The sequence below is a fragment of the Variovorax multivorans genome, from assembly GCF_051216835.1.
Classification (GTDB): Bacteria; Pseudomonadota; Gammaproteobacteria; order Burkholderiales; family Burkholderiaceae_C; genus Variovorax.
The window spans coordinates 18536-33350 of sequence record NZ_JBPJZL010000005.1 but is presented as its reverse complement, the minus strand read 5'-3'; the positions used below and the strand labels follow the sequence as shown (position 1 = coordinate 33350).

The window sequence follows — 14815 nt, the reverse complement described above, 5'->3', positions numbered from 1 at the left end:
GCGGCCGAATTCTGCCCCGGGGCTCGCGCAACGGACCTCAGTGCCCCGATGGTGGCGAGGTCTTTTGGGTCGTCAGGTCGCAGTGGCTTGCCGCACCGCGCGCTCCCAGCGCGCCATCGATTCCTCGGCTTGCGCGCGTCCCATGGTCGGCATGAAGCGGCGCTCGATCTTCCACAGCTTCGAGAGCTGGCGCGCGTCGGTGTAGACGCCGGTCGACAAGCCCGCGAGGTACGCGGCGCCCAGCGCCGTGGTCTCGATCACTTCGGGCCGCACCACCGGAATGCCCAGCAGGTCGGCCTGGAACTGCATGAGCAGATCGTTCACGCTCGCGCCGCCGTCCACGCGCAACTCGGCCACGGGTTTGCCGCCGGCGGCCACCGCGTCGCGGCTCATGGCCTGCAGCAGCGCGGCACTCTGGTAGGCGATGCTTTCCAGCGCGGCGCGCGCGATGTGCGCGACCGTGGTGCCGCGAGTGAGGCCGGTGATGGTGCCTCGCGCATCCGCATCCCAGTAGGGCGCGCCGAGGCCGGTGAAGGCCGGCACCATCATCACGCCGCCGGCATCGGGCACGCTCTCGGCCAGCGACTGCACTTCGGCGCTGCCCTTGATGGCTTTGAGGCCGTCGCGCAGCCACTGCACCACGGCGCCGCCGACGAACACGCTGCCTTCCATGGCGTACTGCGGCGTCGCATCGGTCTGGGCGGCGCTGGTCACGAGCAGGCCGTTGTGCGAGGGCTGGAAGGCGCCGCCGGTGTGCATCAGCAGGAAGCAGCCTGTGCCGTAGGTGTTCTTGGCCATGCCGGCCTCGAAACAGGCCTGGCCGAAGAGGGCGCTCTGCTGGTCGCCGGCCACGCCGCCGATGGGCAGCGTATGGCCCAGCAGCGCTGCATCGGTGTCGGCGAAGTGCGAGCTCGAGGGCTGCACCTTCGGCATCAGCGCGGCGGGAATGTCGAGCGCCTTCAGCAGATCGGCATCCCACTCGTTGCCGTGCACGTTGAAGAGCATGGTGCGCGAGGCGTTGCTCACGTCGGTCACGTGCACCTTGCCGCCGGTGAGCTGCCACATGAGCCAGCTGTCGACCGTGCCGAAGGCCAGTTCGCCGCGCTCGGCCTGCGCGCGCGCGCCGGGCACGTTGTCGAGCAGCCAGCGCAGCTTGGTGCCGGAAAAGTACGCGTCGATCACCAGCCCGGTCTTCTCGCGGATGGTGTCGGTCATGCCCTCGTCGCGCAGCCTTGCGCACAAAGGCTCGGCGCGGCGGTCCTGCCAGACGATGGCGTGGTGCACCGGCTGGCCCGTCTTGCGGTTCCACAGCACGGTGGTCTCGCGCTGGTTGGTGATGCCGATGGCGTGGATGTCGGTGGGCTTGAGTTTCGCCTTGGCAAGTACCTCGCGCGCGGTGGCGAGCTGGCTGCGCCAGATTTCCATCGGGTCGTGCTCGACCCAGCCCGGCTGCGGGTAGATCTGCGTCAGCTCTTTCTGCGCGATGGCGACGATGTGGCCTTCGCGGTCGAACACGATGCTGCGGGAGCTCGAGGTGCCTTGGTCGAGGGCGAGCAGGTAGGTGGTCATTCGTTCGTGTTCCTTCTTGTCAGTTCTCGCGCGCGATCTCGAGGCGCACCTGGGCGGTGTGCAGCAGGTCGGCGAATGGCGCCGGCGGCTCGGCATCGGTGAACAGCCGGTCGATCTGCGAGAGCGTGCCGAGCTGGATCATTGCCGGCCGGTTGAACTTGCTGGCGTCCGCCGCGAGCCACACCTCGCGTGCCTGCGCGATGATGGTTTGCGCCACCTTCACCTCGCGCAGGTCGAAGTCGCGCAGCGATCCGTCGGCCTCGATGCTCGACACGCCGATCAGCGCAATGTCGACCTTGAACTGGCGAATGAAGTCGATGGTGGCCTCGCCCACGATCGCGCGGTCGCGCGGGCGTACGGAGCCGCCCGCCACGATCACTTCGCACGAGGTGTTGCCGCTCAGGATGGTGGCCACGTTCAGGTTGTTGGTGATCACGCGCAGGCCCGTGTGGCGCAGCAGCGCCTTGGCGATGGCCTCGGTGGTGGTGCCGATGTTGAGGATCAGCGAGCAGTCGTTGGGCACCAGCTCCGCCACGCGGCGGGCGATGCGCGCCTTGCCTTCGGCGTGCAGCGTCTCGCGCTGCTGGTAGCCGATGTTCTCCGTGGTCGAGCTGGGCATGCGCACGCCGCCGTGAAAGCGTGTGAGCAAGCCCTCGTCGGCCAGCCGCTGCACGTCGCGCCGCACGGTTTGCAGGGTGACGCCGAGCATGTCGGCCAGTTGCTCGACGGTGACGGAGCCGCGCGCGCGCACGGTGTCCAGGAGGTTGATCTGGCGCGGGTTGGAGTTCACAGAGGCGTCGTGGAAAGCAGGAAGACTGCGGTCGAGGGTACAGGGCGCGTCACTTTAAAGCGAAAGAAAACGAAGACGAGTAAGGGAAAACTCGGAGGAAAATCGCGCCAAAAGGAACCCAAATGAAAAAACACGAAAATACAATGGCCGCCGTTAGTGACCAAAGTCACGCTTCAACGGACCCAATTCCTGTGAGCGATTTTTCTTCCAGTTCGCCTGCGCCGGCCACCGATTGCGACGTGCTCATCGTCGGCGGCGGCATCAACGGCTGCGGCATCGCGCGCGACCTCGCGGGCCGCGGCTGGCGCGTGGTGCTGTGCGAAAAGGACGATCTCGCCTCGCACACTTCGTCTTCTTCCACCAAGCTGATCCACGGCGGGCTGCGCTACCTCGAGTACTACGAGTTCTCGCTGGTGCGCAAGGCGCTGCAGGAGCGAGAGGTGCTGCTCAAGAGCGCGCCGCACATCATGTGGCCGCTGCGCTTCGTGATGCCGCACGACCCTTCGATGCGCCCGGCCTGGATGATCCGCATCGGCCTGTTCATGTATGACCACCTCGCCAAACGCGAGGTGCTGCCGGCTTCGCGCAGTGTCGATCTGCGCCGCCATGCTGCAGGCAAGCCGCTGAAGGACCAGTACAAGCGTGGCTTCATCTACTCGGACGGCTGGGTTGACGATGCCCGCCTCGTGGTGCTGAACGCGCTCGATGCGCAGGCGCGCGGTGCCGAGGTGCTGACCCGCACGCGCTGCGTGCACGCCCAGCGAGACGCCGACGGCTGGACTGCCACGCTGCAAGGCGCCGACGGCAACAGGCGCACGCTGCGCGCCCGCGCGGTGGTCAATGCCGCGGGGCCGTGGGCTGAATCTTTCTTGCGTGGTGTCGCGCAGTCGGCCAAGGGCGAGGCGCTGGCCACCAAGAGCCTGCGGCTCGTGAAGGGCAGCCACATCGTGGTGCCACGCCTGTTCGAGCACGACCACGCCTACATCTTCCAGAACCCCGACAAGCGGATTATCTTTGCTATTCCCTACCAGGACGAGTTCACGCTGATCGGCACCACCGACATCGAACTCACCGGCGACGACCCCGGCGCCGCGCGCATCGCACAGGAAGAAATCGACTACCTCTGCACCCAGGCCAGCCGCTACTTCGAGAAGCCCATCGTGCCGGCCGACGTGGTTTGGACGTACTCCGGCGTGCGCCCGCTGCTCGACGACGACTCGGGCGACCCATCGGCCGTCACGCGCGACTACATGCTCGAATCGAACACCACCGCCGCGCCGCTGCTGTCGGTATGGGGCGGCAAGATCACCACATTCCGCAAGCTGGCCGAGGACGCGGCCGACGAGGTCGGCAGGATGCTGGGCCAGTCGAGCGCGCAGCGCCCGGCCTGGACCGATGGCGCCTTTCTCGCGGGCGGTGACCTGTCGGCATGGATCGGCGCCGCGAAGCGGCCCGACGACGATTTCGAACGCTTCGTGTCGGCCGTGCAAACCAGGTATCCGTGGCTCTACGGCCATCTGGCTCGCCGCCTCGCGCGGGGCTACGGCGCCCGCATAGCGGAGTTGCTGGGCGACGCGAAGTCCTTTTCCGACCTGGGCGACGAAGTGGCGCCGGGCCTGTACGAGCGCGAACTACGCTTCCTGCAGGACCACGAATGGGCCGTGAGCGCGGAAGACGTGCTCTGGCGGCGCTCCAAGCTGGGGCTGCACTACACGCCCGAAGAGCGCGAGCAGGTCGCGCGCTGGCTGCTGCTGCAGCCAGTCCGCGTCGACAACAACTAGACGAACACAAGGGAAAGAGCGCCAATGCAACTGACACTGGAGCGCGTCACCAAGAAGGTGGGTGCGCAGACATGGCTCTACGAGCAGAGCATCGCGCCCAGGAGCGGCGCGGTCACCGTGCTGCTGGGCGCGACGCAGGCCGGCAAGACCAGCCTCATGCGGCTGATGGCGGGGCTCGACACGCCCACGGAAGGCAAGGTGCTGGTCGACGGCAAGGACGTGACCGGCATGCCCGTGCGCGAACGCAATGTCGCGATGGTCTACCAGCAGTTCATCAACTACCCCTCGCTCAAGGTGGCGGACAACATCGCCTCGCCGCTCAAGCTGCGCGGTGAGTCGAATATCGATGCGCGTGTGAAGGCGCTGGCCGACAAGCTGCACATCGGCATGTTCCTCGACCGCTATCCAGCCGAGCTCTCGGGCGGCCAGCAGCAGCGCGTGGCGCTGGCGCGTGCGCTCGCCAAGAATGCGCCGCTGATGCTGCTCGACGAGCCGCTGGTCAACCTCGACTACAAGCTGCGCGAAGGCCTGCGCGAAGAGCTCACGCAGCTCTTTGCCACCGGCGATTCGACGGTGATCTACGCGACCACCGAACCTGGTGAAGCCCTGCTGCTCGGCGGCTACACGGCCGTGATGGATGCCGGCGAGCTGCTGCAGTACGGCCCGACGGCGGAGGTCTTCCATGCGCCGCAGTCGCTGCGCGTGGCGCGTGCCTTCAGCGATCCGCCGATGAACCTGCTGTCTGGCACCGCGACTGCTGGCAAAGTGCAACTGGCCGGCGGCCCCGCGCTGGCTCTGGCCGTGCCCGAAAGCGTTGCAGGCGCCATTACGGTCGGCCTGCGCGCGAGCGCGTTGAACGTGGATGCGGGGCAGGGCGACATTGCCTTGCCCGGCAAGGTGGAGCTGGCCGAAATCTCGGGCTCCGACACCTTCGTGCACGTCGAGACGGCGGTGGGCGAACTGGTGGCGCAGCTCACCGGTGTGCACCGCTTCGAGCTGGGCGCCTCGATCACGCTGTACTTCAGCGCGTCGCAGGCCTATGTGTTCGATGCCAGCGAAAAGCTGGCGCTGGCGCCGGCATGGCGCAAAGGAAGCTAGTCATGGCACGCATTGACCTCGACCTGGCCCACGCCTACCGCCCCAACCCCACGCAGGACAGCGACTATGCGCTGCTGCCGCTGAAGATGAGCTTCCGCGACGGCGGGGCGTATGCCTTGCTCGGCCCTTCGGGCTGCGGCAAGACGACCATGCTGAACATCATCTCGGGCCTGCTCGTGCCCTCGCAGGGCTCCGTCACCTTCGACGGCCGCGACATGACGCGCGCCACGCCGCAGGAGCGCAACATCGCGCAGGTGTTCCAGTTTCCGGTGATCTACGACACCATGACCGTGGCCGAGAACCTCGCGTTTCCGCTGCGCAACCGCAAGGTGCCGGCCGACCAGATCAAGAAGCGCGTGGGCGAGATTGCCGAGATGCTCGACATGAGCGGGCAGCTCAACCAGCGCGCCGCCGGCCTCGCGGCCGACGCCAAGCAGAAGATCTCTCTCGGGCGCGGGCTGGTGCGCAGCGACGTGTCGGCGGTGCTGTTCGATGAGCCGCTCACCGTGATCGATCCGCACCTGAAGTGGCAACTGCGCCGCAAGCTCAAGCAGATCCATCGCGAGCTGAAGCTCACGCTGATCTACGTGACGCACGACCAGGTCGAGGCGCTCACCTTCGCCGAAGAGGTGGTGGTGATGACGCGCGGCAAGGCCGTGCAGGTGGGCAGCGCCGAAGCGCTGTTCGAGCGGCCGGCCCACACCTTCGTCGGGCATTTCATCGGCTCGCCGGGCATGAACTTCCTGTCCGCGAAGAGCGCGAACGGAACCATCGAGGTTGCGGGCACGCCATTGGTGCCCACGCGCGAACTGCCGCAGGGGCCGCTGAAGATCGGCATCCGTCCCGAGTACCTGCGCCTGTCCAACGCGGGCGCCGCCGGTGCGGTGCCGGCCGTGGTGAAGCAGGTGCAGGACGTGGGTACGCACGTGATGCTGAGCGTGGTGGCCGACGGCAGCGTGCTGAAGGTGCGGCTGCATTCGGATGACCAGCCGCCGGCAGCGGGAGACACGGTGTGGGTGCGAGTGCTCGACACGCACACCTGCTATTACAAAGACGAGGAACTGGTCGCATGAGCGCCGCGCCGGGCCGCCCCAAGCAAGCTCGCACCGCAGTGCGAAGCACGGAGGTATTTCAATGAACGCCACCAACAAACCGATCAACCAGAAGGCGTGGTGGCTGGTGCTGCCGGTGCTCATCTGCGTTGCGTTCTCGGCCATCGTGCCGCTCATGACGGTGGTCAACTACTCGGTGCAGGACATCATCTCGCCCGAGCGCCGCGTCTTCGTCGGCACCGAATGGTTCGCCTCGGTGATGCGCGACGACGAGCTGCACGAGGCGCTGTGGCGCCAGCTGGGCTTCTCGCTGTCGGTGCTGCTGGTCGAGATCCCGCTGGGCATCGGCCTTGCGCTGTCGATGCCGGCCAAGGGCTGGAAGTCGTCGGCGGTGCTGGTGGTGGTGGCGCTGTCGCTGCTGATTCCCTGGAACGTGGTCGGCACCATCTGGCAGATCTACGGCCGCGCCGACATCGGCCTGCTGGGCCACGCGCTGCAGACGATGGGCATCGAATACAACTACACCGGCAGCGCCACCGACGCGTGGCTCACCGTGCTGGTGATGGATGTGTGGCACTGGACGCCGCTGGTGGCGCTGCTGTGCTACGCGGGCCTGCGCTCGATTCCCGATGCCTACTACCAGGCCGCGCGCATCGACGGCGCGAGCAAGTTCGCGGTGTTCCGCTTTATCCAGCTGCCCAAGATGCGCGGCGTGCTGATGATCGCGGTGCTGCTGCGCTTCATGGACAGCTTCATGATCTACACCGAGCCCTTCGTGCTGACGGGCGGTGGGCCGGGCAACGCGACCACCTTCCTGAGCCAGTACCTCACGCAGAAGGCGGTGGGGCAGTTCGACCTGGGGCCGGCCGCTGCCTTCTCGCTGATTTATTTCCTCATCATCCTGCTGTTCTGCTTTGTGCTCTACAACTGGATGCAGCGGGTCGGCACGCAGGAAGCGGAGGTGGAGAAATGAACGAGAAGAGATTTCACAAGCGCAGCATCTTCCTGGTGCTGTACATCCTGTTCGCGCTGTTGCCCATCTACTGGATGATCAACATGAGCTTCAAGACGAACGAGGAGATCCTGTCGAGCTTCTCGTTCTTTCCGCAGCAGCTCACCTGGGCCAACTACGCGCGCATCTTCACCGACGAGTCGTGGTACTCGGGCTACATCAACAGCCTGATCTACGTGGCGATCAACACGGTGATCTCGCTCACCGTGGCACTGCCTGCGGCCTATGCGTTCTCGCGCTATTCGTTCCTGGGCGACAAGCACGTGTTCTTCTGGCTGCTGACCAACCGCATGACGCCGCCCGCGGTGTTTCTGCTGCCGTTCTTCCAGCTGTACAGCACGGTCGGCCTGATGGATACGCACCTGGGCGTGGCGCTGGCGCATCTGCTGTTCAACGTGCCGCTGGCGGTGTGGATCCTGGAAGGCTTCATGAGCGGCATTCCGCGCGAGATCGACGAGACGGCGTACATCGACGGCTATTCGTTCCCGCGCTTCTTCCTCACCATCTTCCTGCCGCTCATCAAGGCCGGCGTGGGCGTGGCGGCGTTCTTCTGCTTCATGTTCAGCTGGGTCGAGCTGCTGCTGGCGCGCACGCTCACCAGCGTGAACGCCAAGCCCATCGTGGCGACGATGACGCGCACGGTGAGTGCCTCGGGCATGGACTGGGCAACGTTGGCTGCGGCCGGCGTGCTGACCATCGTGCCGGGCGCCATCGTCATCTGGTTCGTGCGCCATTACATCGCGAAGGGTTTCGCGATGGGTCGTGTTTAAGGAGGCCGAGAGATGTTCGACTGGATGGTCTGGACCACCCCGGTGGCCGTGTTCTTCATCTGCATCGCGCTCATGCTGGTCGGCATGACGGTGTGGGAGTTCAAGTCGCCCACCACGCTGCGGCGCGGCTGGCTGCCGATGGCCACCACGCGCGGCGACCGGCTCTTCATCGGGCTGCTGTCGGCGGCGTACCTGAACCTGGTCTTCATCGGCCTGGCCGGCAAGTTCCAGGAGTGGTTCAGCCTGGAGGCCGAGCCTTCGATCTGGATCAGCTTCGTGCTGTCGATGGGCCTGCTTGCGCTCGTGATGCGCAAGGGCTGAGCGGGCACCGCCTTTCGCCTTATTCGTTCAACCGAATGCGTTCCGGCTCTCCGCCTCCCCGGAGCCGTGATCGAACACAACACCGGGGAAGCAACAACCGAGGAGACAACTTCATGAAGATGCGCTACACGGCATTGGCACTGGCAGCGGCGATGTTCGCCGCGCACGGTGCGGCAACGGCCGGCGAGGCTGAAGCCAAGAAATGGATCGACAGCGAGTTCCAGCCATCTACCTTGTCCAAGGACAAGCAGATGGAGGAAATGAAATGGTTCATCGATGCGGCCAAGAAGCTGCAGGCCAAGGGCGTCAAGGAGGTGTCCGTCGTCTCCGAAACCCTGACCACCCACGAGTACGAATCGAAGACGCTGGCCAAGGCCTTCGAGGAAATCACCGGCATCAAGGTCAAGCACGACCTGATCCAGGAAGGCGACGTGGTCGAGAAGCTGCAGACCTCGATGCAGTCGGGCAAGTCGATCTATGACGGCTGGGTGTCCGACTCCGACCTGATCGGCACGCACTACCGCTACGGCAAGATCATGTCGCTGACCGAGTACATGGGCGGCGCGGGCAAGGAGTTCACCAACCCCGGCCTCGACCTGAAGGACTTCATCGGCACCAGCTTCACCACCGCCCCCGACGGCCAGCTCTACCAGCTGCCCGACCAGCAGTTCGCCAACCTGTACTGGTTCCGCGCCGACCTGTTCGCACGCAAGGACCTGCAGGACAAGTTCAAGGCCAAGTACGGCTACAACCTGGGCGTGCCGCTCAACTGGAGCGCCTACGAAGACATCGCCGAGTTCTTCAGCGTCGACGTGAAGACCATCGACGGCAAGCCGATCTACGGCCACATGGACTACGGCAAGAAGGATCCGTCGCTGGGCTGGCGCTTCACCGATGCGTGGCTGTCGATGGCCGGCTCCGCCGACAAGGGCATTCCCAACGGCATGCCGATCGACGAATGGGGCATCCGCGTGGCCGCCGACAAGTGCACGCCCACGGGCGCCTCGGTGTCGCGTGGCGGCGCCACCAACTCGCCGGCCGCCGTGTACGCGCTCACCAAGTACATCGACTGGATGAAGAAGTACGCGCCCAAGGAAGCCATGGGCATGACCTTCGGCGAATCCGGTCCGGTGCCGGCGCAGGGCCAGATCGCCCAGCAGATCTTCTGGTACACGGCCTTCACCGCCGACATGACCAAGAAGGGCCTGCCCGTGGTGAACGACGACGGCTCGCCCAAGTGGCGCATGGCCCCTGGCCCGAACGGTCCGTACTGGAAGCAGGGCATGCAGAACGGCTACCAGGACGTGGGCTCGTGGACCTTCTTCAAGGGCCATGACGCCAACAAGACGGCAGCAGCCTGGCTCTACGCGCAGTTCATCACCGCCAAGACCACCTCGCTGAAGAAGTCGATCACCGGCCTGACCTTCATCCGCGACAGCGACATCCGCTCGGACTACTTCACGCAGAACGCCAACAAGTACGGCGGCCTGATCGAGTTCTACCGCAGCCCGGCGCGCGTGGCCTGGACCCCGACCGGCACCAACGTGCCCGACTATCCGAAGCTCGCGCAGCTCTGGTGGAAGAACGTGGCCGAGGCCGTCACGGGCGAGAAGACCCCGCAGAAGGCAATGGACAACCTGGCCGACGAGATGGACAACGTGATGGCCCGCCTCGAGCGCGCCGGCATGGCCCATTGCGCGCCCAAGCTCAACCCCAAGGGCGACCCGGCCAAGTACCTGAGCGACGACCACGCCCCGTGGAAGAAGCTGGCCAACGAGAAGCCGAAGGGCGAGACCATCGACTACAACAAGCTGCTGACCGCCTGGAAGGAAGGCAAGGTGCGCTGAGCCTCCCTTTCGCGCCGAGACAGGGGCCGTGCCGCAAGGTGCGGCCCTTTTTTCTTGTTCTTTTTCCGCATCGCCGGCCATTTGACCGATTCGACCGTCTGATTGCCGCGACGCCATGACCATTGGCAGATGCGTTCGCTACAGGCATCGCGTACATTCGACGGCCCCCGAAACGCCACCGCCAGTGACTTCCAGCCCCTCCAGCCCCCCTCGAAGCGTCAAGCGCGTCCTCGTTCTTCGCTATTCGCAATCCGGCCAGCTCGACGAGGTTGCAGACCGGATCGTGGCGCCGTTGCGCGCCGATCCGTCGATCGAGGTGCACGAGGAAACGCTGCGCCCGCTCGCGCCGTACCCCTTTCCCTGGCCCTTCCTGACCTTCTTCGACGCCTTTCCGGAGTCGGCCCACATGAAGCCGCAGCCGCTGGCGCCGCTGTCGCTCACGGGTGAGGAAGACTTCGACCTGATCGTGCTGCCGTACCAGGTGTGGTTCCTGGCGCCTTCGCAGCCCGTTGCCGCCTTCCTCAAGCACCCGGTGGCGGCGCGGCTGCTCAAGGGCAAGCCGGTGGTCACGGTCATCGCCTGCCGCAACATGTGGCTTCTGGCCCACGAAAAGCTCAAGGGTATGCTCGACGACGTGAGCGCGCGCCTGATCGACAACGTGGTGCTGACCGACCCCGGCCCCACGCTCGCCACCTTCTTCACCACGCCGGCCTGGCTGATCTGGGGCCGCAAGCGCGGCTTCTGGGGCATGCCCGATGCGGGGCTCAGTACCGAACAGATCAACGGTACCGGCCGTTTCGGCCGTGCCCTGCGCGATGCGCTGCACAACGACCTGGAACGCGGCACGCAGCCGCTGCTGGCCGGCCTCGGAGCCGTGCAGGCCAATGCCAGGCTGCTCATCAGCGAGAAGGCCGGCACGCGCAGCTTCTACCTCTGGGGCAAGCTGATCATGGCCGCCGGCGGGCCCGGCGCGTGGCAGCGCAAGCCGCTGCTGCTGCTGTACGTGCTGTTTCTGCTGGTACTGATCATTACGGTGGTGCCCGTGAGCCTGAGCCTGCAGGCGCTTCTGCGACCTTTGTTCAGAGGGTGGCTGACTAAAATGACAGCCCAATTCGAGTGCCCGTCGGGCTCTGCCACGGACCGCACCCCCCTCTATGACGACTGATGTCTTCCTGACCCGCACTGCCGCCTTCCTGCCCTTTTCCCCGGTCAGCAATGAAGACATCGAAGACGTCCTCGGTCGCATCGGCGGCAAGGCGTCCCGCGCGCGGCGGCTGATTCTGCGCAGCAACGGCATCCAGTCGCGCCACTACGCCATCGACCGCGCCACGGGCGAACTGGCGATGACCAACGCGCAACTCACCGCATCCGCGATCCGCGCGCTGGGCGATGTGGGGCCGGTCGACTGTCTCGTTACCGGCACTTCGCTGCCCGACCAGCTCATGCCCAATCACGCGGTGATGGTGCACGGCGAACTCGGCTGGCCGCGGCTCGAAGTGGTGGCCTGCGCGGGCATCTGCCTGGCCGGCGCCACCGCGTTGAAGCATGCATGGCTCTCGGTGCGCGCGGGCGATGCGCAGCGCGCCGTGGCCACGGGCTCGGAGCTGGCCTCGGCCGTGATGCGCGGCTCGCGCTTCGAGGCCGAGCTCGAACACAAGCTCGAAGCGCTGGAGGCGCGGCCCGAACTGGCCTTCGAGAAAGACTTTCTGCGCTGGATGCTCTCCGACGGCGCGGGTGCAGTGCTGCTGGAGCGCGAGCCGCGCGGGCCGCTGTCGCTGCGCATCGACTGGATCGACCTGTCGTCCGCCGCGCACGAGCTGCCGGTGTGCATGTACGCTGGTGCCGAGAAGAATGCCGAAGGCGGCCTCGACGGCTGGGGGCGCAAGTCGCCCGAAGACTGGCAGCGCGAGTCGACCTTTGCCGTCAAGCAGGACGTGCGCCTGCTCAACGACAACATCGTGCGCGCCACGCTGGGCGAGCCGCTGGCGGCCATCATCGAGCGGCGCGGGCTGAAGACGGCGGACATCGACTGGTTTTTGCCGCACCTGTCGTCGCAATACTTCGTCGAGCCGGTGAGCCAGTGCCTCGAATCGCTGGGCCTGCCGATTCCGCGCGAGCGCTGGTTCAGCAACCTCGCGAGCAAGGGCAACACGGGTTCGGCGTCGCCGTACATCATGCTCGACGAGCTGTTCCGCTCGGGCCGCATCAAGCCCGGCCAGAAGCTACTGATGTTCGTGCCCGAAAGCGGCCGCTTCTCCAGCGGCTTCATTTATATGGAAGCGGTGTAGCCATGGATCTCGACGCTGTACCGCAGGAGGGCAATGCGACCCTCGACGGCCATTCCAAGCTGATGTACGCCCGCGACGCGCAGGGCCGCGTCGTCACCACCACTTCGCGCGGCTGGGAGGCGGAAGAGATCGTCACCAGCCATGCGGTCGACGTGCTCGTCGAACAGGCGCAGGCCGCAAAGGAACGCGTGAAGGCGGGGCAGGCTTCGCCGCTCGAATATTGGATGTACGAGCGCCGCATGGACGTGGCGCTGCTCTCGCAGACCAGCGGCTTCTGGCAGTGGCGCGTGCGGCGCCACCTGCAGCCGCGCCATTTCGCCGCGCTGTCATCGGCGCAACTCGCACGCTACAGCGAAGCGCTGGGCCTGCCCGTTTCCACCTTGCAAGGCCTGCCGTGAACTTTCAACACCAACAGGCGGCGCATTGCGAAAGCGGCGTCATCTCCAGCCTGATGCGCCACCACGGCGCGCCGATGAGCGAGAGCATGGCGCTGGGCCTGTCGTCCGCGATTTCGTTCGCGTACCTGCCCTTCATCAAGCTGTCGGGCCTGCCGCTGATCTCGTACCGCATGCCGCCCAAGGCCATCATCAAGGGCCTGCTGGCGCCGATGGCCGCGCGCTTTCGCTTCGAGACCTTTCGCAGCGCCGATGCAGGGCAGCAGAGGCTCGACGCGCTGCTGGCCGATGGCCAGCTGGTGGGCCTGCAAACGTCGGTGTACTGGCTACCGTACTTTCCGCCGAACATGCGCTTTCACTTCAACGCGCACAACCTGCTGGTGTACGGCAAGGACGGCGACGACTACCTGATCAGCGACCCGGTGTTCGAGGAGCCCGTGCGTTGCGCGAGCAGCGACCTGGCACGCGCGCGTTTCGCCAAGGGCGTGCTGGCGCCGAAGGGGCTCATGTACTACCCGCAGGCCATCGATCGCAAGGTTGTCGATGCGGCCTCGGTGGTCAAGGCCATCCGCAAGACGGTGCGCAACATGCTTGCACCCATTCCCATCGTCGGTGTGCGCGGCATGCACACGCTGGCCAAGCGCATGCAGAAGCTGTCGCCGGCCGATCCGCGCAGCGTCGACTTCATTGGCCACGTGGTGCGCATGCAGGAAGAAATCGGCACGGGCGGGGCGGGCTTCCGCTTCATCTACGCGGGCTTTCTGCAGGAGGCAGCGCAGTTGCTCGACAAGCCGCAGCTGCAGCAGATGTCCGAGCGGCTCATCGCCATCGGTGACGGTTGGCGTGCGTTCGCGCTCAAGGCGGCGCGCATGGTGAAGGGGCGCGAGGCGGTCGACCCGGCTGCGTTGGCTGCGAAGCTGCGGGAGCAGGCGCAGCAGGAAGAAAGCTTCTTTCGCGACCTGAAGGCAGCTGTCGCCTGATGTTAGAGCTGCGCCAGCTCAGCTACCGCTACCCGCACGCCGACGCCCCCGCGCTGGCCGACGTATCGCTCGCGGTGCCAAAAGGCTGTGTACTGGGCCTGCTCGGGCCGAACGGCGCAGGCAAGACCACGCTGATCTCGCACCTGTCGGGCGCGCTGGCCGTGCAGTCGGGCGAGATCCGCATCGATGGTCAGCCGCTGCAGCAGGTGCGTGCGAAGACACCTACGCGCATTGCCGTGGCGCCACAGGAGCAGGCCTTCTATCCGATGCTGACCGTGGCTGAGAACCTTGCCTGCTTTGCTGCGGCGGGGGGCCTGTCGGGCGCGCGCAAGAAGGAGCGCATCGCGGTCTGTACGCAGTTTGCGCAGTTGGAGCAATTCGCAGGCGTGCGCGCGGAGCGGCTCTCGGGCGGCCTCAAGCGCCGGCTCAACCTGGCCATCGCCTTGCTGCCCGAACCTGAGTTGATGCTGTTCGACGAGCCCACTGTGGGCGTCGATCCGCAATCGCGCGCCTTCATCCTCGACGCCATCAAGAGCCTCGCGCAGCAGGGCGCGGCGGTGATCTACGCCTCGCACTACATGGAAGAGATCGAGGCGATTGCCGATCGCGTCGCCATCCTCGACCGCGGCCACGTGCTGCGCGAAGGCTCGCTCGACGAGTTGCTGTCGAAGAACGCGATGCTGCTCACGCTGGCCGCCGACGGGCTCGACGCCGACATGCTCTCGCGCTTCGGCACGGTGGAGCAGGGGGGAGTGCATTGGCGCATTCACCTGAACGCCGGCAGCGGCCCGGGACCTGTGCTGGCCGCGCTCGAAGCCGCGGGCATCGAAGTGCGCCATGCCGAATTCGGCCGCCATGACCTCGAGCAGCTTTTCATGGCGCTCACCCATCGCTCGCTGCGCGACTGAACCC

General features: G+C 66.0%; 14 protein-coding genes. 12 read left to right on the top strand and 2 right to left on the bottom strand.

Translation table 11 applies throughout. The features are described 5' to 3' along the window. Positions 1 to 72: 72 nt before the first annotated feature. Together glpK and ACSFCA_RS13455 are read right to left on the bottom strand one after the other, a co-directional pair. The gene (gene glpK / locus ACSFCA_RS13460; RefSeq protein WP_435459851.1) at positions 73 to 1569 is read right to left on the bottom strand and encodes a glycerol kinase GlpK; all 1497 of its coding nucleotides are present in this window, start codon (positions 1567 to 1569) and stop codon (positions 73 to 75) included. 19 nt (positions 1570 to 1588) lie between these two features. Beyond that, the gene (locus tag ACSFCA_RS13455) at positions 1589 to 2359 is read right to left on the bottom strand and encodes a DeoR/GlpR family DNA-binding transcription regulator (protein WP_435459850.1); all 771 of its coding nucleotides are present in this window, start codon (positions 2357 to 2359) and stop codon (positions 1589 to 1591) included. A 122-nt stretch (positions 2360 to 2481) separates the two neighbouring features. Between ACSFCA_RS13455 and glpD the strand changes: the two genes are divergently transcribed. From glpD to ACSFCA_RS13395, 12 genes are all read left to right on the top strand, one after another. Then, positions 2482 to 4140, top strand: a complete 1659-nt coding sequence (gene glpD, locus ACSFCA_RS13450) for a glycerol-3-phosphate dehydrogenase (RefSeq protein ID WP_435459849.1) — start codon at positions 2482 to 2484, stop codon at positions 4138 to 4140. A gap of 24 nt (positions 4141 to 4164) precedes the next feature. Then, positions 4165 to 5238, top strand: coding sequence for an ABC transporter ATP-binding protein (locus ACSFCA_RS13445; RefSeq protein ID WP_435459848.1), 1074 nt, complete (start codon positions 4165 to 4167; stop codon positions 5236 to 5238). A 2-nt stretch (positions 5239 to 5240) separates the two neighbouring features. After that, complete coding sequence (locus ACSFCA_RS13440; RefSeq protein ID WP_435459847.1) at positions 5241 to 6311, top strand: ABC transporter ATP-binding protein; 1071 nt, start codon at positions 5241 to 5243, stop codon at positions 6309 to 6311. Between the two features lie 61 nt (positions 6312 to 6372). After that, positions 6373 to 7263: a carbohydrate ABC transporter permease gene (locus ACSFCA_RS13435; protein WP_093050786.1), complete on the top strand. Its 891-nt coding sequence runs from the start codon at positions 6373 to 6375 to the stop codon at positions 7261 to 7263. Continuing rightward, positions 7260 to 8072, top strand: coding sequence for a carbohydrate ABC transporter permease (locus ACSFCA_RS13430; protein ID WP_019656045.1), 813 nt, complete (start codon positions 7260 to 7262; stop codon positions 8070 to 8072). Before ACSFCA_RS13435 ends, ACSFCA_RS13430 begins: the two co-directional genes overlap by 4 nt. Before the next feature lie 12 nt (positions 8073 to 8084). Continuing rightward, positions 8085 to 8393, top strand: a complete 309-nt coding sequence (locus ACSFCA_RS13425) for a DUF2160 domain-containing protein (RefSeq protein WP_093050783.1) — start codon at positions 8085 to 8087, stop codon at positions 8391 to 8393. A gap of 113 nt (positions 8394 to 8506) precedes the next feature. After that, positions 8507 to 10240, top strand: coding sequence for an ABC transporter substrate-binding protein (locus tag ACSFCA_RS13420; RefSeq protein WP_093050780.1), 1734 nt, complete (start codon positions 8507 to 8509; stop codon positions 10238 to 10240). Between the two features lie 184 nt (positions 10241 to 10424). Further along, positions 10425 to 11405, top strand: a complete 981-nt coding sequence (locus ACSFCA_RS13415) for a dialkylrecorsinol condensing enzyme (RefSeq protein ID WP_435459846.1) — start codon at positions 10425 to 10427, stop codon at positions 11403 to 11405. Beyond that, positions 11395 to 12528 carry a beta-ketoacyl-ACP synthase III gene (locus tag ACSFCA_RS13410; RefSeq protein WP_435459845.1) on the top strand — a complete coding sequence of 378 codons (1134 nt, stop codon included), beginning with the start codon at positions 11395 to 11397 and terminating at the stop codon, positions 12526 to 12528. Before ACSFCA_RS13415 ends, ACSFCA_RS13410 begins: the two co-directional genes overlap by 11 nt. Positions 12529 to 12530: 2 nt before the next feature. Next, on the top strand, positions 12531 to 12926 hold the full coding sequence (locus ACSFCA_RS13405) for a DarG family dialkylresorcinol biosynthesis protein (protein ID WP_093080156.1): 396 nt from the start codon (positions 12531 to 12533) through the stop codon (positions 12924 to 12926). Then, complete coding sequence (gene darH, locus ACSFCA_RS13400; RefSeq protein ID WP_258354049.1) at positions 12923 to 13903, top strand: BtrH-related acyltransferase DarH; 981 nt, start codon at positions 12923 to 12925, stop codon at positions 13901 to 13903. The genes ACSFCA_RS13405 and darH overlap by 4 nt, the downstream gene beginning before the upstream one ends. Then, positions 13903 to 14811 carry an ABC transporter ATP-binding protein gene (locus ACSFCA_RS13395; protein WP_258354050.1) on the top strand — a complete coding sequence of 303 codons (909 nt, stop codon included), beginning with the start codon at positions 13903 to 13905 and terminating at the stop codon, positions 14809 to 14811. Before darH ends, ACSFCA_RS13395 begins: the two co-directional genes overlap by 1 nt. Positions 14812 to 14815 lie beyond the last annotated feature (4 nt).

Excerpts from the sequence above, each read along its gene's own strand:
- glpK (WP_435459851.1), bottom strand. The coding sequence starts at position 1,569 with ATGACCACCTACCTGCTCGCCCTCGACCAAGGCACCTCGAGCTCCCGC.
- glpD (WP_435459849.1), top strand. The coding sequence starts at position 2,482 with ATGAAAAAACACGAAAATACAATGGCCGCCGTTAGTGACCAAAGTCAC.
- ACSFCA_RS13445 (WP_435459848.1), top strand. The coding sequence starts at position 4,165 with ATGCAACTGACACTGGAGCGCGTCACCAAGAAGGTGGGTGCGCAGACA.
- ACSFCA_RS13440 (WP_435459847.1), top strand. The coding sequence starts at position 5,241 with ATGGCACGCATTGACCTCGACCTGGCCCACGCCTACCGCCCCAACCCC.
- ACSFCA_RS13435 (WP_093050786.1), top strand. The coding sequence starts at position 6,373 with ATGAACGCCACCAACAAACCGATCAACCAGAAGGCGTGGTGGCTGGTG.
- ACSFCA_RS13430 (WP_019656045.1), top strand. The coding sequence starts at position 7,260 with ATGAACGAGAAGAGATTTCACAAGCGCAGCATCTTCCTGGTGCTGTAC.
- ACSFCA_RS13425 (WP_093050783.1), top strand. The coding sequence starts at position 8,085 with ATGTTCGACTGGATGGTCTGGACCACCCCGGTGGCCGTGTTCTTCATC.
- ACSFCA_RS13420 (WP_093050780.1), top strand. The coding sequence starts at position 8,507 with ATGAAGATGCGCTACACGGCATTGGCACTGGCAGCGGCGATGTTCGCC.
- ACSFCA_RS13410 (WP_435459845.1), top strand. The coding sequence starts at position 11,395 with ATGACGACTGATGTCTTCCTGACCCGCACTGCCGCCTTCCTGCCCTTT.
- ACSFCA_RS13405 (WP_093080156.1), top strand. The coding sequence starts at position 12,531 with ATGGATCTCGACGCTGTACCGCAGGAGGGCAATGCGACCCTCGACGGC.
- ACSFCA_RS13395 (WP_258354050.1), top strand. The coding sequence starts at position 13,903 with ATGTTAGAGCTGCGCCAGCTCAGCTACCGCTACCCGCACGCCGACGCC.